The sequence below is a fragment of the Streptomyces sp. NPDC090499 genome, assembly GCF_044769305.1.
Lineage (GTDB): Bacteria > Actinomycetota > Actinomycetes > Streptomycetales > Streptomycetaceae > Streptomyces.
Genome location: NZ_JBIVXP010000003.1, coordinates 371,680 through 390,234, shown reverse-complemented (window position 1 = coordinate 390,234; position 18,555 = coordinate 371,680). Strand labels below are relative to the sequence as shown.

The window sequence follows — 18,555 nt, the reverse complement described above, 5'->3', positions numbered from 1 at the left end:
GATGGACGTGACTCAGTCGAGCGGACGACCGATTTCGCCGAGCGGTGCGAAGATGTTCAAGGTGGCTTTCGACCTTCCGCAGGAGCGTGAGGACTGGCCGCCGGTCTCGGTGGAACGCCTATGGGGCGAGAAGACCGACGTCAGGTTTGAGATCCGGGTGGTGAACACGCCGTTCTTCGTGCGTGGGATCGCATTCGGTGACCTCGTCATGGTTCGTCCGGACCATGAGCGGAGGGAGTTGGTCTTCGAAAGCTTCACATCCGAGTCGGGGCATTCGGCCATTCGGATCATCTTCATGCGAGGTGGTGACCGTGAGGGAGTCGAGGCCTTCCTGGAAAGGGCGGGCTGCAGTTGGGAAACCGCGCCCGGATTCGGGAATCTCGTGGCGGTCGACATTCCGTCGGAGGTGAACTATCGAGAGCTGCGGGAAGGGCTTCTGGCTCGCGTCGGAGCCAGAGAGATCGAAATCCAGGAGAGTGCCATCTCGAGGATTCATCGAGGTCAACTGGATCGTTTCCCGTAGTGTCCCTCGGTAGCCGGTAGTTGCATGCGGAGCGCCTGGTCGGAACGAGTCGGCCAGGCGCTCCGACGTTCCGTCGGGGAGGCAGAGTCCCGAACGGCTCCTCCGGACCGCCGTGTCTCTGACCGCGCCGCTTCGACAACGGCATGGTGCGCAAGGTACTCATGTGACATGAGTGAAGACGGCGAACTGCCGGTCGAGGGACGGCTGATCGGCGGGCGTTACCGGCTCGCGCGGCGTATCGGCTCGGGGCCGGCCGGGACCGTGTGGCGGGCCCGGGACGAGCAGGAAGGGCGGGACGTCGCCGTCAAGGAGCCGCGGCTGGCCGGTGAGCCGGACGGCGAGGAACGGCAGCGCGCCGCCCACCGTCTGCTGCACGAGGCCCGAGCCGCCGCCCGCGTCGACCACCCGGCCGCCGTCGCCATCCACGACGTACTCCTGGATGACGAACTGCCCTGGGTCGTCATGGAGTTGGTGGAGGGGGCGGCGCTGCACTCCGCCCTCGCCGCCCGCGGCCCGCTGCCGACCGCCGAGGCCGCCCGGATCGGGCTCGCCGTTCTCGGCGCCCTGCACGCCGCGCACTGCGTCGGCATCGTCCACCGCGACCTGAAGCCGTCCAACGTCCTTCTCGCAGCGGACGGCGACCGTGTCGTCGTCACCGACTTCGGCATCGGCGGGGGACAGGGGTGCGGCCCCTTCGACGCCCCGGAGTGCGGTGCGGGGCGCGGGGCGGGTCCCGCCTCCGACCTGTGGTCCCTGGGCGCGCTGCTCCGCGCGGCCATCGGCGGCGACGCCCAGGGCGCCCTGGGCCCGCTTCTCGACGGGCTCCTCGCCCCGGACCCGGAAGCCCGGCCGACCGCCCGGGAGGCCGCCGAGGCGCTCGCCGAGGCCGCCGGTACACCCCTTCCGGCCTGGGTGACCGAACCCACCGCCGCACCGCCCCCGGCCCTGGCCCCCGCGCCGCCCCCGGCCCCGGAGCCCCGCCGCCTCACCCCCCTCACCGCCCTCGGCCTGCTCCTCGCCAAAAAACCGGAACGCGGCTGATCGTCCGCGTCCGAGGGCACCCGAGGGCGCTGATCAGCGCATTCGCTGCCAGTGATCACTGGCGGTGTGTGTGCGGTCGGTGAAACCGGGTTACCCACGGGTACCCAAAGGCCTCGCGCCCGAATACCCTGCGGCTCATGACGGACTCGCAGGCCCCGGCCCACGCACCGGCCCCCACCGGCACGAACCCGCTCGCCCCCGCGCCCGCAGGGGCCCGAACCGCCGCCGACGTGGTCACGCCCGAGCTGGTCGCCCAGCTCACCAAGGGTGTCGTCGGCTCCGGACGTACGGCCAACCACACGCCCTTCACCGGCGAGAAACTGGCCGACCTGCCCGAGTCCACCCCCGAGGACGTGGCCAAGGCCTTCGGCGCGGCCCGCGCCGCGCAGGCCGTGTGGGCGAAGGTGCCGGTACGGCAGCGCGCCGCCGTGCTGCTCCGCTTCCACGACCTGATCCTGGCCCGCCAGGCCGAGGTCCTCGACCTCATCCAGCTGGAGACCGGCAAGGCCCGCCTGCACGCCCACGAGGAGGTGCAGGCCGTCGCCGTCGCCGCCCGGCACTACGGCCGCAAGGCCCCCGCCTACCTCCGCCCCAAGCGGCACGCGGGCGCCATGCCCACCCTCACCAAGGTGACCGAGCTCCGGCACCCGCGGGGCGTGGTGGGCCAGATCGCCCCCTGGAACTACCCCCTCGAACTCTCCGTCGGCGACGCGCTCCCCGCCTTCGCCGCGGGCAACGCGGTCGTCATGAAGCCGGACACCGAGACCTGCCTGACCGCGCTGTGGGCCCGCGACCTCCTCGTCGAGGCGGGGCTGCCCGCGGACGTCTTCCAGGTCGTGCTCGGCGAGGGCCCGGTCGTCGGCCCCGAGGTCGTCCGGCATGCCGACTACGTCTCCTTCACCGGCTCCACCCGCACAGGGCGCGAGGTCGCCCAGGGCGCGGCCGCCCGCCTGGTCGGCGTCTCCCTCGAACTCGGCGGCAAGAACGCCATGCTGGTCCTCGACGACGCCGACATCGAGAAGGCGGCCGCCGGTGCGGTCCGCGCCTGCTTCTCCTCGGCCGGCCAGCTCTGCATCTCCATCGAGCGGCTGTACGTCCACGAGTCGGTCGCCGACGCCTTCGTCGAGCGCTTCGCCGCCCGTACCAAGGCCATGCGCCTGGGCCGTTCCCTCGCCTACGGCGCCGACATGGGGTCCCTGGTCGGGGAACGGCAGCTGGAGACGGTCACCCGCCACGTCGACGAGGCCGTCGAGAAGGGCGCCACCGTCGTCGCCGGCGGCACCGCCCGCCCCGACATCGGCCCCTACTTCTACGAGCCGACCATCCTCGACGGCGTCGAGGACGCGATGGCCGTCTGCACGGAGGAGACCTTCGGCCCGGTCGTCTCGATCTACCGCTTCAAGACGGAGGACGAGGCCGTCGAGCACGCCAACGGCACGCCGTACGGCCTCAACTCCTCCGTCTGGACGAAGAACGGCAGCCGCGGCCGCGCCGTCGCCGCCCGCCTGCGCACCGGCACCGTGAACGTCAACGAGGGCTACGCCCCCGCGTACGGCAGCGTCCAGTCCCCGATGGGCGGCATGAAGGACTCGGGCCTCGGCCGCCGGCACGGCTCGGAGGGCATCCTCAAGTACACCGAGGCCCAGACCGTCGCCCAGCAGCGGCTGCTTCCCATGGCCCCCTCGCTGGGCATGGACGACGAGAAGTACGCCCAGTTCATGAGCACGAGTCTCAAGGTGATGAAGGCACTGAGGCTGCGCTGAAGCACCCCTTCAGGGGCGCTGGGGGTCCCCCGGCCGAAGGCCGGGGGAGGAACTGCGCGATCAACCACCGACGGCTCGCACGCGAAACTCGACGAGGAGCACCCGTGCCCCAGGACACCTACGACTACGACGTCATGGTCGTCGGCTCAGGATTCGGCGGCTCCGTAACCGCCCTGCGCCTGACAGAGAAGGGCTACACCGTAGGCGTCCTGGAGGCCGGCCGCCGCTTCACCCGCGAGACCCTCCCCAAGAACTCCTGGGACATCAAGAACTACCTCTGGGCCCCGCAGCTCGGCTGCTACGGCATCCAGCGCATCCACCTCCTCGGCAACGTCATGGTCCTGGCCGGTGCGGGCGTCGGCGGCGGCTCGCTGAACTACGCCAACACCCTCTACGTCCCGCCGAAGCCGTTCTTCGACGACCCCCAGTGGCGGGACATCACCGACTGGCAGGAGGAGCTGAAGCCGTACTACGACCAGGCCCAGCGGATGCTCGGCGTACGGCTCAACCCGACGATGACCCCGTCCGACGTGCACCTGAAGGCGGCGGCGCAGAAGATGGGCGTCGGCGACACCTTCCACCTCGCCCCGGTCGGCGTCTTCTTCGGCGACGGCAAGGACGCCGACGGCGCGGCGAAGGCGGCGCCCGGGGACCCGGTGGAGGACCCCTACTTCGGCGGCGCGGGCCCCGCCCGCAACGCCTGCACCGAGTGCGGCGAGTGCATGACCGGCTGCCGGCACGGCGCGAAGAACACCCTCAACGAGAACTACCTCCACCTCGCCGAGAAGGCGGGTGCGGAGGTGCACCCCATGACCACCGTCGTCTCCGTCACCGACGACTCCCGGGGCGGCTACGCGATCGCCACCCTCCCCACCGACGACAGGAAGGCGGAGGGGCGGATCTTCACGGCCCGCCGGGTCGTCGTGGCCGCCGGTACCTACGGCACCCAGACCCTGCTGCACCGGATGAAGGCAGGCGGCCAGCTGCCGTACCTCTCCGACCGCCTCGGCGACCTCACCCGCACCAACTCCGAGGCCCTGGTCGGCGCCCAGACCGACGACCGGCGCTACCGCAAGGCGCACGGCACCCCGAAGGCCGACTTCACCAAGGGCGTCGCGATCACCTCGTCCATCCACCCGGACGAGAACACGCACATCGAGCCGGTCCGCTACGGCAAGGGCTCCAACGCGATGGGCGGCCTGTCGATCCTCCAGGTGCCGTACGCGGAAGGCTCCTCCCGCGCCCTCGGGTGGCTGGCGAACGCGGTCCGCCACCCCCTCCTCGTGCTGCGCTCGCTCTCCAACCGGCGCTGGTCGGAGCGGACCATCATCGGCCTGGTCATGCAGTCGCTGGACAACTCCCTGACGACGTACCTGAAGCCGGACGGCGTCGGCAAGGGCCTGCTCACCGCCCGGCAGGGCCACGGCGCGCCCAACCCCAAGCAGATCAAGGCGGCTTCGGAGGCCGCGACCGTGCTCGCCGCCGAGATCAACGGCTTCGCCGGGAGCAACGTCGGCGAGCTGATGGGCACCCCGCTCACCGCCCACTTCCTCGGCGGCTGCCCCATCGGCGACTCGCGCGAGACCGGGGTCATCGACCCGTACCACCGGCTCTACGGCCATCCGGGCATCTCGGTCGTGGACGGCGCCGCCGTCTCCGCCAACCTGGGCGTGAACCCCTCCCTCACCATCACCGCGCAGGCCGAGCGGGCGATGTCCTACTGGCCCAACAAGGGCGAGGCGGACCCGCGGCCCCGGCAGGGCGAGCCGTACCAGCGCCTGCAGGCGGTCGAGCCGCACCGCCCGGCGGTCCCGGCCGGGGCCTTCGGCGCGCTGCGGCTGCCGTTCCTCGGCGTCCCTGCCGTACCGCCGAAGAAGTAGCCGGACACCGAAGAGGGACCTGTGCCCCCCTCCGAGCCCAGGTCCCTCTTCGATCGGTGCGCGGCCGCCGCATACGACGGTCCGCGCGACCTTGCCTATGAGTCCGCGCCGGTCCTCCGCCGCCTCACCAGGACCACCGCACCGGCGCCGACCACGACGGCGGCTCCGCCGACCAGGCCGATGACCGGCAGCGCCGAACTGGAGCCGGTGTCGGCGAGGTTGCCGGTCGGCAGGTCGGAGACGTCGCCCTGGGGCTTCTTCACGGAGTCCTTGCCGCCGTCGTCGCCCGGTGTGGCCGTACCCGGCTCCGGGTTGGACGAGCCGGCCTTGAGGACCGTGAAGTCGTACTGGGCCCAGCCCTCGGCGATGCAGTCCTGGCCCTCGACCTTGTCGAGGTAGGCGCCGGAGCCGAAGGAGTAGGCGTCACCGGCGGGCGCCTTGGCGTCGACGGAGACCCGCAGGTCGACCGACTTGCTGGCGCCCGCCTTCAGCTTCGGCACGTAGAAGAAGTAGTCGCCGGCCCAGTCGTCGTCGCCGATCCGGTCCCAGGACCCGGTGTCGGGGTTCTTGAACTCCAGGTCGACGTACGGGCTGAGGTACCTGGACTCGTCGAGTTCGTAGTTCTCGATCTCGGCGTAGAAGGCGACGCCCTCGACGTCCGCCTTGGAGTCGTTGGTCACGACCAGTTCGAAGCCGTGGAAGCCGTCGCCCGCGACGATCTTGCCGGGCAGGCCCTTGATGTCGGCGGACACCCTGGCGTCGCGGAAGTCCTGGTCGAGGTCCTCGCAGTACGGCACGTCCGGGTCGGACGGGTCCTCGCTGGGCTCCGCCGACTGGGACGGCCCGGTGGAGGAGGACGCCGACGCCGACGCGCTCGCGCTGCCGCTGGGGGAGCCGGAGGGCGACGCGGACCCGGACTCCGACGCGCCGTCGCTCGGCGAGGCCGAGCCGGAGTCCGACGGGGAGGCGGACGACGTGTCGCCGGGGGTCCCGCCCGGTGCGCTCTCCGACGCGGGCGTCGACGGCGACTCGTCCGCGAACGCGGCCGGCGCGGACAGCAGGGCGACCGGCGCGATGACGGCCGCTACCACCGCCGCTGCCATGACCTGGCGAAGTTTCATGAGGACCCCCGTGCGTCAGCTGCGGTGGATGGATGTCACCGCTGGTTCCGCAGATGTGACCGGTGAGTCCTGTGAATGGTTGCCTCCGCATTCACAGAACCCTCATGTGAGGTGGGTCACTCTTCCGTCGGGTCATGGGAAGGCATGGACACAGCCGATTCCAAGGCTATTCTCGCCCCGTCGAACGGCCGAGCGAGAGAGTGTCATGTCTGACAGACGGTCCGAAGAATCGTCGGGGGACGAGCCGTCGTCCTCCTCCATATCCGACGAGGTGTGGGAGCAGTTCCTCCAGGACACCGAACGGGACATCCGCAAGTCCGCTCCCAAGGAGCCGTCCGCCCGGGCCCGTGAGGTGACCGAGCGGCTCAAGGGACAGCAGGGGCAGCCCGAGGGCTGGCGGACCGGGCCGGCCTGGCAGGAGATGAACGGGCGGGCTGCCCGGCGCCGCAGGATCTGGGCGGTCGTCGGCCTTCCGCTGGCGATCGCCGTGGCCGTCGTGGCGATGCGGCCGTCCCTGATTCCGGGCGACCCCTTCGGCTCGTCCGCCGGCACGGACGCCGCCACCACGCCGCTGCCCGCCGAGACCACCACCCCGACCGCCCCGCCCTCCGCGGCCGCCCCCGGCACCCCCACGCTCGCCCACCCGTTCGCCGGTTCCCCGGCGCTGCGCTGGGCCGACGGCGCCGCCGGCATCGTGCTGCCGAAGGCCACCGCGCTCGGCGCGATCCCGGAGGACCGCGTCGAACTGGCCCTCCAGCAGACCAGGAAGCTGCTGGTGGATGCCAACCTGAACCCCGATGTCATAGCCGGCGGCAACCCCGGTGCGGCCCTCTCGGTGCTCGACCCCAAGCAGCCCGGGGTGATCGACAACTTCAAGACCTCGCTGCGCAGCCCCAGTGAGGCCCACAACCCGCTCTTCCTCATCAGCCGCTTCGACCCGAAGGACGTGAAGCTGGCCGGGAAGATCGTCAAGGTGCGCGGCCGGATCACCTTCGCCAAGGGCAAGTACCACGGCGTGGCCGTGCACGCCGACTACACCTTCGTCTACCCCGTCGTCCGCGCCGACGGCTCCACCGAGGTCACCCGCACGATCGTGCGCCGCGTCATGGACGCCGAACTCCCCGACCCCAAGCGGTACCAGGTCACCTCGGGCCGCCTGACCCTCCTCCGCTACGACGAGGACGCCGGCAACTCGATCTGCGGCATCAACGACGGCTATCTGCACCCGCAGTTCCCGTCCCAGGCCCGGGTCCAGGCCCCGACCGGGAGCGCCACTCCGAGCGGACAGCTCGTCGACCCGTACGACCGCAGCCGTGACATCGGCAAGGAGGAGGCTTGCAGCAAGGTGAGCCGTACGTAGGCGGCTACGTAGCTTCATGTGCAGGCCCGTGCAGGCATGTCATGTGCAGGCATGTGCGGACAGGCGAAGGGCCCCGCGGAACGGAGCCGCGGGGCCCTTCTTTCGTCAGCACCGACGTCAGGGCAGCGTCGGTGCCTGGGAGCGGCGCCGGGGGGTTGCGCCGCTGGTCTCTGTGCCCTGTGCCGCCGTCCGTGCCCCGGGTCGGCGCCCCGGCGCGCTCGGGGCGTACGGCAGGTCTCGACCTTTGGCGGACGGTCGGTACACGGCAATTCCGTTGCCTGAACTGGGACTTGGGAACTCCGAAGGCCTTGCGGGCCTTCTACGCATCGTGCTGGATGTACGCGGCCTCCGCAACCGTTTGACCCAGCCCTTGTGCATTTTTGCAATTTTCCGCCGGTCGGCCCCGGGCGTCCCCGGAGCCGGCCGTCTCTTGGGTGACCGGGCTGCTGTCCCCTGCCGTCCGGTCACTTGACTGGAACGAGGTCCCACGGCGCACGGCACGTTCCGTACGCCTCATCGCTCCAGCGAAGCCACGCGTGGTTCTTTCGGGCCCGCCCCTGGCTGACACGGACACCCCACCAACGAAGCGGTTCGCGGGCCGGTCACGCGCCGTACGGGTGAGAAGGGCCCCGAACTCAGGTCCGCCCGACTCAGATGCGACCCCGGCACAGCTCCAGGAGCGTCATGGCCAGGGCCGTGCCGGGCCTGCCGAGGGCCGAGCTGTAGTGGCCGAGGATCTCCATCTCCCGGGAGAGGTTCACCCGGCGGCCGCCGGAGGTGATCCGTGCCTCCTGGACGACGGCGGAGACGGCCATCCGTTCCTGGATCAGACCGATGATCCGGTCGTCGAGCGCGTCGATGCGCTCCCGCGCACCGGTGATCACCTCGGCGGCCTCGTGGGTACGGGCACCGGTCACGTCGATCGCGTTCATGGGGGCTCCTCGTCTGTCCTTGCCGGAAGGGGTGCGGTGCCCCGGAGCGACCGGATCCGGAGAAACAGCAGGCGCCCCGGACCTTGTCGGCCCGGGGCGCCTGGGGAAGTCGCTCGTCAGTTGCTCAAGCGGCACGACCATGGCAGCCGGTGGGCCGGTTGCCATAGGTAAAGAAGACGGTCGTCTGCGTGAGCATGGGGGCGAGTATGCCACAGCACTACGGCGAGGTGCCCCGCGCCCACCCCGTTAGAATCGGTAACCACAGACCCCCGCCCGACCGCCGGAAGGCACCCCGTGTCATCAGCGACTCCCGCTGCCGCCGCTCCCGACACCGTCCTGGTCGTCGACTTCGGCGCGCAGTACGCCCAGCTCATCGCCCGCCGCGTCCGCGAGGCCCGGGTCTACAGCGAGATCGTGCCCAGCACCATGCCGGTCGCCGAGATGCTCGCCAAGAACCCGGCGGCGATCATCCTCTCCGGCGGCCCCTCGTCCGTGTACGAGGAGGGCGCCCCCCGCCTGGACCGCGCGCTCTTCGAGGCCGGCGTCCCGGTCTTCGGCATGTGCTACGGCTTCCAGCTGATGGCGCAGGTCCTCGGCGGCACCGTCGACAACACCGGCGCCCGCGAGTACGGCCGCACCGACCTGCACGTCTCGAAGACGGCCTCCACCCTGTTCGAGGGCACCCCGGCCGAGCAGCACGTGTGGATGTCGCACGGCGACGCCTGCTCCGCCGCCCCCGAGGGCTTCACCGTCAGCGCGTCCACGGACGTCGTCCCGGTCGCCGCCTTCGAGAACGACGAGAAGAAGCTCTACGGCGTCCAGTACCACCCCGAGGTCATGCACTCCACGCACGGCCAGCAGGTCCTGGAGCACTTCCTGTACCGGGGCGCGGGCCTCAAGCCCACCTGGACCACCGGCAACGTCATCGACGAGCAGGTCGCCGCGATCCGCGAGCAGGTCGGCGACAGGCGCGCCATCTGCGGCCTGTCCGGCGGCGTCGACTCCGCGGTGGCCGCGGCCCTCGTCGCACGGGCCATCGGCGACCAGCTGACCTGCGTCTACGTCGACCACGGTCTGATGCGCAAGGGCGAGACCGAGCAGGTCGAGAAGGACTTCGTGGCCGCGACCGGCGTCAAGCTGGTCGTCGTCGACGCGGAGGCCCGCTTCCTCGACGCGCTCGCCGGTGTCTCGGACCCCGAGCAGAAGCGGAAGATCATCGGCCGCGAGTTCATCCGGGTCTTCGAGCAGGCCCAGGCCGAGATCATCGCCGACGCAGGACCGGCCGTGGAGTTCCTGGTCCAGGGCACCCTCTACCCGGACGTCGTCGAGTCCGGCGGCGGCACCGGCACCGCGAACATCAAGTCCCACCACAACGTGGGCGGGCTGCCCGAGGACCTCGAGTTCCAGCTGATCGAGCCGCTCCGCAAGCTCTTCAAGGACGAGGTCCGCATGGTCGGCCAGGAACTCGGCCTGCCGGAGGAGATCGTCCAGCGCCAGCCGTTCCCCGGCCCCGGCCTCGGCATCCGGATCGTCGGCGAGGTGACGAAGGAGCGTCTCGACCTGCTCCGTGACGCCGACGCGATCGCCCGCGAGGAGCTGACCGCGGCCGGTCTCGACCGCGACATCTGGCAGTGCCCGGTGGTCCTGCTCGCGGACGTCCGCAGCGTCGGCGTCCAGGGCGACGGCCGCACCTACGGCCACCCGATCGTGCTGCGCCCGGTCTCCTCCGAGGACGCCATGACGGCCGACTGGTCCCGCCTGCCGTACGAGGTCCTCGCGAAGATCTCCACCCGGATCACCAACGAGGTCCGTGACGTCAACCGGGTCGTCCTCGACGTCACCTCCAAGCCGCCGGGCACCATCGAGTGGGAGTAGGCCTGGTGAAGAGGTGGCACGGCTCCGGCCGTGCCACCTCTTCGTCATGTGTCACGAGGGCCACCGCGACTGTCGATTCCCGACATCTTCTGTCGCGATCTGCTCGCGCGCGTCATCTTTACAGAACAGCTCTGTTTTCCTGCGCTGACCGGCGGTAACTTCCGGCCGTAACACAAACCCAGTGCTGGAGGACCTATGCACGGGCCGACCCCGCCCCTTCCGCTGCCCACCGACCAGCTCCAGTTCGCGATGCCGCCGATGTACGACTCGCTCGACGACGAGCGCCGGCATCGCAAGGAGCGGCTCGCCGGAGCGCTGCGGATCTTCGGCCGGGCCGGACTGGAGGACGGCGTGTCCGGGCACATCACCGCCCGCGACCCCGAGTACTCGAACTGCTTCTGGGTCAATCCCTTCGGCATGCCGTTCAAGCACGTCACCGTCGGTGACCTCGTCCTCGCCAACCAGGACGGCCAGGTGATCGAGGGCCGCTACCACGTCAACCAGGCCGCCTTCACCGTGCACGCCCAGGTGCACGCGGCCCGCCCGGACGTCGTCGCCGTCGCCCACTGCCACTCCGTGCACGGCCGCGCGCTGTCCGCCCTCGGCGACCTGCTCGACCCGATCAGCCAGGAGAGCTGCGCCTTCTACGAGGACCACGCCCTCTACGACGCCTACACCGGCGTCGCCGTCGACGCCGAGGAGGGCCGCCGGATCGCCGCAGCCCTCGGCTCCCGCAAGGCGCTGGTGCTGCGCAACCACGGGCTGCTGACTGTCGGCGACTCGGTGGACGCGGCGGCCTGGTGGTTCCTGTCGATGGAGAAGTCCGCGCAGGTCCAGCTGGCCGCGAAAGCGGCCGGCCGGCCGCTGCTCATCGACCACAAGCTCGCCGTCGCCACCCGGGAACAGCTCGGCGGCGACCTGGTGGCGTGGATCAACTACCAGCCCCTGTGGCAGGACATCAGCCGCAGCGAACCGGATCTGCTGAGCTAGGCGCTCCGCAGGGCGCTCCGCTGGAGGGTGCCGCGGTCTGTCGTCTGCGGCGCCGTCGTGGCTGGTCGCGCAGTTCCCCGCGCCCCTTCGGGGCGCTGGTCAGAAGCTCCGCAGCACCGCTGCCTTTGTCAGTGCGAACTCCTCGTCCGTGAGGACTCCGTCGCGGTGCAGTTCGCCCAGCTCTCGCAGTCTGCGCAGGAGGACGTCGTGGTGGTCGGCCGGCTGGCGCGGTACGGGCGCCGGGGGCCGGTCCCGGTCGGTGTGCTCCGCGTACTCCGCGCCGGGCCGGGTCGAGGGGTGCGGCAGCCGGGCCGTGACGGCCGCCGCGACCAGCGCCGTCAGCAGGTCGCGGCGGACGCTGCCCCACAGGTCCAGGGCGTACGGGTCGCGCTCGGCCGGCAGCTTCGAGAACGTCGTCTCCCGGGTCACGAACCGCAGGAAACCGTCCTCGTATCCGGAGTTGGGCAGCCACTCCACCTGCACCAGATCGCCGACGCGGATGATCCGGGGCCCGGTGGCCCGCTTGACCCGGTCGGAGGTGTCGGCCCAGTCGATGCGCACCTGCGTACCGTCGAACGACACCGTGCCGTCCGAGGACCGCACCGACACCGGCACCGGCGGCCCGGACAGCAGATAGGTCCTCGCCGGCTCCTTGGGGACCTGGTCCAGCAGCAGCGACCGCCGGATCTCCGCCACGACGTACTCGGCCACCCCCGACCGGTCCGCGTCCACCGCCAGCCGATACGGATCGGCCGCCTCCGGCAACCGCCCGCCCGTCGCCTGCAGCAACGGGTCCGCGCCCTCGCGCAGCCGCATCCTCAGCAGCCCCCGCCTGCGCTCCGGCTCGTACCCCACCCCCGCCACCGCCTCCAGGGGCACGGCGATCTCCCCGTATGTCTGCCGGAACAGCGGCACGGACCGGTGGCGTCCCGGCGTGATCCGGACCGTGCTGCCGTCGAAGGCCCAGGTCCCGTCCCGCTGGATGATCTCGGCCATGGGGAAATTCTCGCAGCCGGGTCAACACGTCTGCCGTATCTTCACTCGTCGTGACCAGCCCACTGAACGCGAACGGCGTGGCGTAGGGCACAATTCGCTCTCGACACAAGGGAGTTGCATGACGCCGTCCGGCCCCGGGGAGGGCCCTGCGCGTCGTGCCCCGGGCGTGGGGAAGGCGGGCGTCGGGCGTGGCGGTGCAGGAGGCGAGGCAGGGCGCCGGTACGGGTGCCCACGGTGGCGGCTGCGCGTGCGGGGACTGCCCGCACGGGGCACGCGAGGGACACCGGCGGGCGGTCGCCGAATTCCTCCTCAAACGGGAGGAGTTCGCGGCCGGACAGGGGCTGCCCGCGGCGGTGGCCCACTCGGCCTCCGCCTCCCGCCAGTGGGTCTCCGAGGAACTCGCCCAGTCCGCCGGGGTGGTCGCCGAACGCGGCCGCGCGGAGGGTGAGGCCTGGCTCGCCCGCCTGTGGCTGCGCACCGCGTGCACCGTCTGGGCCGCCGTCGTGATCATGCTCCTGACCCAGGCCCTCACCGCCATCGGCGCGGGCTGGACCAGCGCCCGCACCGCCGGACTGCTCGCCGCCCTGCTCGTGGCCCTCGCCCTCACCGCCGCCTCCTGGTTCCACCGCTCGCGCGGCGGGGTGATCGCCCCCGTCATCGGCGAGGACAACCGCATGTCCACCTCCCGCACCGTCGCCGCCCTGTGGGTCCTCTTCGTCGCCTACGCCGTCCTCGTCCTGGCCGGCCGCCTGGCCGCCGCCTCCTCTCCCGCCGAGCGCGACGCCCTCATCTCCGGCCTCGACCTCGCCCGCGGCGCCGGGGCGGTCACCGTCCTCGCCGTGGTCTGCGGCATCGCCGTCCTGGTGCGCCGGGTGGTCGGCCTGCGCATCGCCGGCCAGCGACTGCAGAAGGTGCGCGCCCACCGCCCGCGCGCCGCCGACCTGCTCACCGACGACTCCGGCCGCGGCACCTTCGCCGACATCCAGTACGTCGTCATCAGCGCCGTCGCCCTGCTCTTCGCCGCCGTACGGCTGGCCCGCCGACCCGACCAGCTCCCCGACCTGCCCTGGGGCCTCGCGACGGTGGTCCTGATCTCCGCCGCGACCTACCTGGCCGGCAAGTACGCCGAGGGCGGCCGTCCGGTGATCCTCTCCGTCGTCCGCGCCCGCGAGGCCGGTGACCTGGACGCCCCGATCCGCACGGGCGACGACATCGAGATCCGCGGTACCGGCTTCGTCCCGCCCGGCGCCCAGACCGCCGACCGCCTCTCCCGCATGGTGGTCCGCATCGGCGCCGTCAACGTCCACGTCCCCCTGGTCCCCGTCACCGGCGGCTTCAGCAACCCCACGGACCACGTCCTCACCGTCCCCGTCCCGGCCGACGTGGAGCCCGGCTCCGTCGAGGTCCAGGTGGTGACGGCGGCCGGAGTGGCGACCAACCGGTGCGTGGTCGAGGTGACGGAGTGAGCCGGCCGGGCGGCGAAGGGCGGGGCGGAACCGGCCGAGCCCACCCCCAGGCCCTTCTTGCCCACCTTTCTCCACCCTCCCGGGTGTCTCGGTCCGGCCGAAATTCGGAAAAACGTCCGGGGGAGGATTGAGCCGACCGCCATCGTCGTACGTATGGTCTGTTGAGGGGCCCGGGTACTGCGGCGAGAGGCGGCTACTGGCGATGACTCACGGCATTCGTTCGGACACGCACACTCCGTATCTCGACGGCGACCGCGGCCTGCGGGACACCGCCACCCGATACGCCCTCCTTCCCCTGCGGATCTTCCTGGGCGTCACCTTCATCTACGCCGGCCTGGACAAACTGACCGACAGCGCCTTCCTCAAATCCGGCGGCTCCGGGTCCATCGGCGACACCATGCGCGCCGTCCGCGACTCGGCCGCGATCCCGGCCCTGATCGACCTGGCCCTGAAGAACCCGGTCGGCTTCGGCACCGCGATCGCCATCGGCGAACTCGCCGTCGGCCTCGGCACGCTCTTCGGCCTGCTGGCCCGGCTGGCCGCGCTCGGCGGCGCACTGATCTCGCTCAGCCTCTGGCTGACCATCAGCTGGGCCAACTCCCCGTACTACTACGGGAACGACCTCGCCTACCTGATGGCCTGGCTGCCCCTGGTGCTCGCCGGCGCCCCCTACCTGTCCCTGGACGCGATGCTCCGCGCCCGACGCCGACACCGCTCGGCACGGGCCTCGCTGGGACTCTGACCGGCTCCGGCTCCTACCTCTCCGGGGTGCCGCGGCGCCTGCGTATCGCCCGGGCCAGCGCCGCGGCCACCCCCGCGAGGAAGAGGCCTGCCACCGTCACGGGGATGACCGCGAACCACTCGGTGTCCCACCAGCCACCCGCGTCACCGGCGTAGGCGATCCCCGCCGCCGTCAGGAAGACACCGACGACCAGTCGTCCGGGCTGGAACTCATGCCGCAGCACGGGTCACCTCCACCTGTCCCGCGCCGACCTGGAGGTCCAGGTCGAGCGTCCCCGCGTTCTTCGCGCCGCTCGACGGCGGCAGCGTCACGTTCTTGTGCCTGCCCGGCTCCACGTCCACGTCCTTCTTGTCGTCACCGGGCAACTGGATGTCGCCCACCCCCACGTCGATGCTCATCCGCACGGTCACGTCCGCCGGCACGACGATCTTCAGCTGGCCCGCGCCCACCTCGGCGGAGGTCGACACCGTCCGCCCCCGGGCGACGCGTATGTGCGTCAGGTCCAGCGTGGCCACGCCGGTCCCGAGGTCGTAGGCCGGTGACACCTCCGCCGCGGTGGCGGGTGTCCAGGACGCCTGTGTCCAGTGGGTGCTGATGTTTGACGGCAGGGCCGTCGCAGCCGCCAGCAGGGCCGCCGTGAGCAGGGCCAGGAACAGCGAGCCGGCCCCCGTGCGTCCGAGGAACGAGCTGAGTGCCGTCCCCACCCCGAACACGATCAGCGCGCACGCCAGACCGGCCTGGAGGCTGGTGCCCAGTGGGTGCGCGTCCCACGTCAGCCCCGTGCCCAGGCTGCCCGCCACCAGCGCGAACAGGAAGATCCAGCCGCCGATCCAGCGCGGTCCACGCGGCCTCGGAGGCGGGCTCGGCCGGGTCCTGACGCCCTGGCCGTGGACCCACGGGGTGCTCAGCCGGAAGTCGAGCCCCGGCGCCGCCGGGCCGGGAACGTCGGCCGGGCCCCACAGGTAGCCGGTGCCCCCGACATGCGTGCCGTCCTTGATGATCGGGTCCCGCCACCACGAGGGGTAGGAGACCGGGACCGGCGGTGCCTGGGCCTCCGGCGGGGCGTCGGCGACGGCCTGGGCGGACAGCGGGTCGGGGTCGGGGGCGCCGCGCCGCCGCGACCAGTATCCGGCGCCGGCCAGCAGCACGGAGAGGACGACGGCGAACGCCAGCACCTGGCCGTTCCTGATCATCGTCAGCAGCACGCCGCAGCCGACCAGCGCGAACAGCACGGCCGCCAGGGCCTGCCCGTCGACCCGGCCGGTCAGCAGCTTGCGGACCTCGTTCTCCTCGTCGTCCTCGTACGGCACGAAGAGCCAGGCCAGGCCGTAGAAGAGGAGACCGATGCCGCCGGTCGCGGCCAGCACGGCCAGCGTGATGCGGAAGATCACCGGGTCAAGGTCGGTGTGGCGCCCGAGCCCCGCGCACACGCCCGCGATCATCTTGTGCCGGCGGTCGCGCCGGAACCGGGCGGAGGCCGCGTCGGCGGCTCCCGCGCCGGTGCGGGAGGCGTCGGCTCCCGTCGCGGCCGCATCCGTCGCGGCGGGCGCGGCATCCGACGGCCCGGTGCCCGCTGGGGGCCGCGGGCCGGGGCCGGGTCCCGGACCCGTCGCGGCGTGCTCGTGATCAGTCATGAGTCAATGGTGACGGCCTGGCGGCCGCAGCGGCAGTCGGGATGACCCTGGCCGAACCCTGAGATCTGCCCCGAGGCCGGACCGGGAAGCGTTCGAGCGGCCGGATGCGAGGAGTTCCCGCGGGGGAAATCCGAAGATCAGGGGAGTCTCGGGGGTCGACCCTGATGCTCCACCACCGCGGGCGTGTGAACATCGATGGCATGCCGGAAGCCGCAGCAGCGCCCCTCGACGACCCGCGGCCGCCGCGCAAGCTCTACCGCAGCAGCGACGGCCGCTGGCTCGGCGGAGTGGCGCGGGGCCTCGCCGGGCATCTCGGCCTGCCTGTCGTCTGGGTCCGGCTCGTCTTCGTCGGCCTGTTCACGGCCAACGGCCTCGGCGCCCTGCTGTACGCCGCGTTCTGGTTCTTCGTGCCGCTCGGCGTCGGCGGGGTCGGCGGACAGAAGCCGCCGTCCCTGGTCGCCACCGAGACCTCGGCGGACGGCCGCCGCAGACTCGTCGCCCGCAAACCGGACCGGGGCCAGATCGTCGCCCTGCTCCTCATGGTCATCGTGTCCATGGTGTTCGTGGGCAGTGTCAACCTGACCAGCGGCGCCAAGGCCTATCTCCTTCCCGCGGTCCTGGTCGCGGCCGGTGTCGCCCTGGTCTGGCGCCAGGCCGACAACGCCCGCCGGGCCCGCTGGGTCGAGGTCGGCAGCCGGCGCCGCACCCTCAGCCTGCTGCGCGCGGGCGTCGGTGTCCTGCTCGTCACCGCGGGCGTCTCGGGCGTCTTCGTCATGCAGGGCTCCGCCGCGCACATCGGCGCGGTGCTCCAGGCGGCTCTCGCCGTGCTCGTCGGCATCACGCTGCTCGCCGGTCCGTATCTGGTCCGGATGACCCAGGACCTCTCCGAGGAGCGGTTGATGCGCATCCGCGCCCAGGAGCGTGCCGAGGTCGCGGCCCATGTCCATGACTCGGTGCTGCACACCCTCACCCTGATCCAGCGCAACGCGGAGAACGCGGGCGAGGTGCGCCGTCTCGCCCGCGCCCAGGAGCGCGACCTGCGCACCTGGCTCTACAAGCCCGAGGGCACCGGCAAGGACGAGGCCGACGAACCCGCCACCCTCGCCGACGCGGTCCGGCGCAACGCGGCCGAGGTGGAGGACAAGCACGGCGTGCCCATAGAGGTCGTCGTGGTCGGGGACTGCCCGCTCGACGAACGGACGGGCGCGCAGATGCAGGCCGCGCGCGAGGCGATGGTCAACGCGGCCAAGTACGGTGGCGAGGGCGGCGCCGTCCAGGTCTACGCCGAAGTCGAGGGAAGGACGGTCTTCGTGTCCGTCCGCGACCGCGGTCCCGGCTTCGACCTCGACTCGATACCCGCCGACCGCATGGGTGTCAGAGAATCGGTCATCGGCCGTATGGAACGCCACGGCGGCACCGCACGGCTGCGGTCCGTGCCGGGCGGCGGCACGGAGGTCGAGCTGGAGATGGAGAGGGCGGAGAAGACGTCATGAGCGACGCGACCGAGGCGAACGGCCCGGCGGAAGGCGCGGGTCAGTCCGGGCGTCGGGTGCGTGTGGTCCTCGTCGACGACCACCGGATGTTCCGGACGGGCGTCCAGGCCGAGATCGGCGAGACCGAGCAGACCGGCGTCGAGGTGGTCGGCGAGGCGGCCGACGTCGACCAGGCGGTCTCGGTGATCACCGCGACCCGGCCCGAGGTGGTCCTCCTCGATGTGCATCTGCCGGGCGGCGGCGGGGTCGAAGTGCTGCGCCGGTGCGCCCCGTTGACGGCGGACGCCGAGCGGCCGGTGCGTTTCCTCGCGCTGTCCGTGTCGGACGCGGCCGAGGACGTGATCGGTGTGATCCGGGGCGGCGCCCGGGGCTACGTCACCAAGACGATCACCGGCACCGACCTGGTCGACTCGATCTTCCGGGTCCAGGAGGGCGACGCCGTCTTCTCGCCGCGGCTCGCCGGGTTCGTCCTGGACGCCTTCGCCTCCACGGACGCCCCGCCGGTCGACGAGGACCTCGACCGCCTCACCCAGCGCGAGCGCGAGGTTCTGCGCCTCATCGCCCGCGGCTACGCGTACAAGGAGATCGCCAAACAGCTGTTCATCTCCGTGAAGACGGTCGAGTCCCATGTCTCGGCGGTGCTGCGGAAGCTGCAGCTGTCGAACCGGCACGAGCTGACCCGCTGGGCGACGGCACGCCGCCTGGTCTGAGGCCCGTGCCCCCGGCCGGTCCGCCGGTG

At 71.7% G+C, this 18,555-nt stretch carries 16 protein-coding genes; 11 read left to right on the top strand and 5 right to left on the bottom strand.

Annotation, left to right across the window (positions count from 1 at the left end; all coding sequences use genetic code 11):
• Position 1 precedes the first annotated feature (1 nt).
• The 4 genes from ACIQVL_RS13760 (at position 2) to ACIQVL_RS13745 (ending at position 5,207) form a co-directional block, all read left to right on the top strand.
• Positions 2 to 523, top strand: coding sequence for a DUF4265 domain-containing protein (locus tag ACIQVL_RS13760; protein ID WP_403475394.1), 522 nt, complete (start codon positions 2 to 4; stop codon positions 521 to 523).
• Positions 524 to 691: 168 nt separating this feature from the next.
• Entirely contained in the window at positions 692 to 1,564 is an 873-nt protein-coding gene (locus ACIQVL_RS13755; protein WP_403475393.1) for a serine/threonine-protein kinase, read from the top strand.
• Positions 1,565 to 1,701: 137 nt separating this feature from the next.
• Positions 1,702 to 3,327 carry a succinic semialdehyde dehydrogenase gene (locus ACIQVL_RS13750; RefSeq protein WP_403475392.1) on the top strand — a complete coding sequence of 542 codons (1,626 nt, stop codon included), beginning with the start codon at positions 1,702 to 1,704 and terminating at the stop codon, positions 3,325 to 3,327.
• Positions 3,328 to 3,431: 104 nt separating this feature from the next.
• Positions 3,432 to 5,207: a GMC family oxidoreductase N-terminal domain-containing protein gene (locus tag ACIQVL_RS13745; protein WP_403475391.1), complete on the top strand. Its 1,776-nt coding sequence runs from the start codon at positions 3,432 to 3,434 to the stop codon at positions 5,205 to 5,207.
• A 95-nt stretch (positions 5,208 to 5,302) separates the two neighbouring features.
• Here ACIQVL_RS13745 and ACIQVL_RS13740 read toward each other — a convergent pair whose 3' ends face one another.
• A complete protein-coding gene (locus tag ACIQVL_RS13740) occupies positions 5,303 to 6,328 on the bottom strand; it encodes an LAETG motif-containing sortase-dependent surface protein (RefSeq protein WP_403475390.1) in 1,026 nt (341 codons plus the stop codon).
• Between the two features lie 205 nt (positions 6,329 to 6,533).
• On the opposite strand from ACIQVL_RS13740, the gene ACIQVL_RS13735 reads away from it, so the two are divergent.
• On the top strand, positions 6,534 to 7,688 hold the full coding sequence (locus tag ACIQVL_RS13735; protein ID WP_403434199.1) for a hypothetical protein: 1,155 nt from the start codon (positions 6,534 to 6,536) through the stop codon (positions 7,686 to 7,688).
• A gap of 650 nt (positions 7,689 to 8,338) precedes the next feature.
• Here ACIQVL_RS13735 and ACIQVL_RS13730 read toward each other — a convergent pair.
• Entirely contained in the window at positions 8,339 to 8,620 is a 282-nt protein-coding gene (locus ACIQVL_RS13730) for a chorismate mutase (RefSeq protein ID WP_403434201.1), read from the bottom strand.
• Positions 8,621 to 8,914: 294 nt separating this feature from the next.
• Here ACIQVL_RS13730 and guaA point away from each other — a divergent pair, with 294 nt between their 5' ends.
• Together guaA and ACIQVL_RS13720 are read left to right on the top strand one after the other, a co-directional pair.
• Positions 8,915 to 10,495 carry a glutamine-hydrolyzing GMP synthase gene (gene guaA, locus ACIQVL_RS13725; RefSeq protein ID WP_403475389.1) on the top strand — a complete coding sequence of 527 codons (1,581 nt, stop codon included), beginning with the start codon at positions 8,915 to 8,917 and terminating at the stop codon, positions 10,493 to 10,495.
• 195 nt (positions 10,496 to 10,690) lie between these two features.
• Positions 10,691 to 11,485 (top strand): class II aldolase/adducin family protein, encoded by a 795-nt coding sequence (locus ACIQVL_RS13720; protein ID WP_403438459.1) that lies wholly within the window; start codon positions 10,691 to 10,693, stop codon positions 11,483 to 11,485.
• A gap of 99 nt (positions 11,486 to 11,584) precedes the next feature.
• Here ACIQVL_RS13720 and ACIQVL_RS13715 read toward each other — a convergent pair whose 3' ends face one another.
• On the bottom strand, positions 11,585 to 12,481 hold the full coding sequence (locus ACIQVL_RS13715) for a DUF4429 domain-containing protein (protein WP_403475388.1): 897 nt from the start codon (positions 12,479 to 12,481) through the stop codon (positions 11,585 to 11,587).
• A 188-nt stretch (positions 12,482 to 12,669) separates the two neighbouring features.
• Between ACIQVL_RS13715 and ACIQVL_RS13710 the strand changes: the two genes are divergently transcribed.
• Both ACIQVL_RS13710 and ACIQVL_RS13705 read left to right on the top strand, forming a co-directional pair.
• The gene (locus ACIQVL_RS13710; protein ID WP_403475387.1) at positions 12,670 to 13,947 is read left to right on the top strand and encodes a hypothetical protein; all 1,278 of its coding nucleotides are present in this window, start codon (positions 12,670 to 12,672) and stop codon (positions 13,945 to 13,947) included.
• 202 nt (positions 13,948 to 14,149) lie between these two features.
• On the top strand, positions 14,150 to 14,689 hold the full coding sequence (locus ACIQVL_RS13705; RefSeq protein ID WP_361283107.1) for a DoxX family protein: 540 nt from the start codon (positions 14,150 to 14,152) through the stop codon (positions 14,687 to 14,689).
• Between the two features lie 13 nt (positions 14,690 to 14,702).
• On the opposite strand, the gene ACIQVL_RS13700 is transcribed toward ACIQVL_RS13705, so the two are convergent.
• Both ACIQVL_RS13700 and ACIQVL_RS13695 read right to left on the bottom strand, forming a co-directional pair.
• Positions 14,703 to 14,912 (bottom strand): hypothetical protein, encoded by a 210-nt coding sequence (locus tag ACIQVL_RS13700; RefSeq protein ID WP_403438450.1) that lies wholly within the window; start codon positions 14,910 to 14,912, stop codon positions 14,703 to 14,705.
• Positions 14,899 to 16,323 carry a PspC domain-containing protein gene (locus ACIQVL_RS13695; protein WP_403475386.1) on the bottom strand — a complete coding sequence of 475 codons (1,425 nt, stop codon included), beginning with the start codon at positions 16,321 to 16,323 and terminating at the stop codon, positions 14,899 to 14,901. The genes ACIQVL_RS13700 and ACIQVL_RS13695 overlap by 14 nt, the downstream gene beginning before the upstream one ends.
• A 200-nt stretch (positions 16,324 to 16,523) precedes the next feature.
• Here ACIQVL_RS13695 and ACIQVL_RS13690 point away from each other — a divergent pair, with 200 nt between their 5' ends.
• Positions 16,524 to 17,816 carry a PspC domain-containing protein gene (locus ACIQVL_RS13690; RefSeq protein ID WP_403475385.1) on the top strand — a complete coding sequence of 431 codons (1,293 nt, stop codon included), beginning with the start codon at positions 16,524 to 16,526 and terminating at the stop codon, positions 17,814 to 17,816.
• Positions 17,813 to 18,526, top strand: a complete 714-nt coding sequence (locus ACIQVL_RS13685; RefSeq protein WP_403438442.1) for a LuxR C-terminal-related transcriptional regulator — start codon at positions 17,813 to 17,815, stop codon at positions 18,524 to 18,526. The genes ACIQVL_RS13690 and ACIQVL_RS13685 overlap by 4 nt, the downstream gene beginning before the upstream one ends.
• Positions 18,527 to 18,555: the final 29 nt, after the last annotated feature.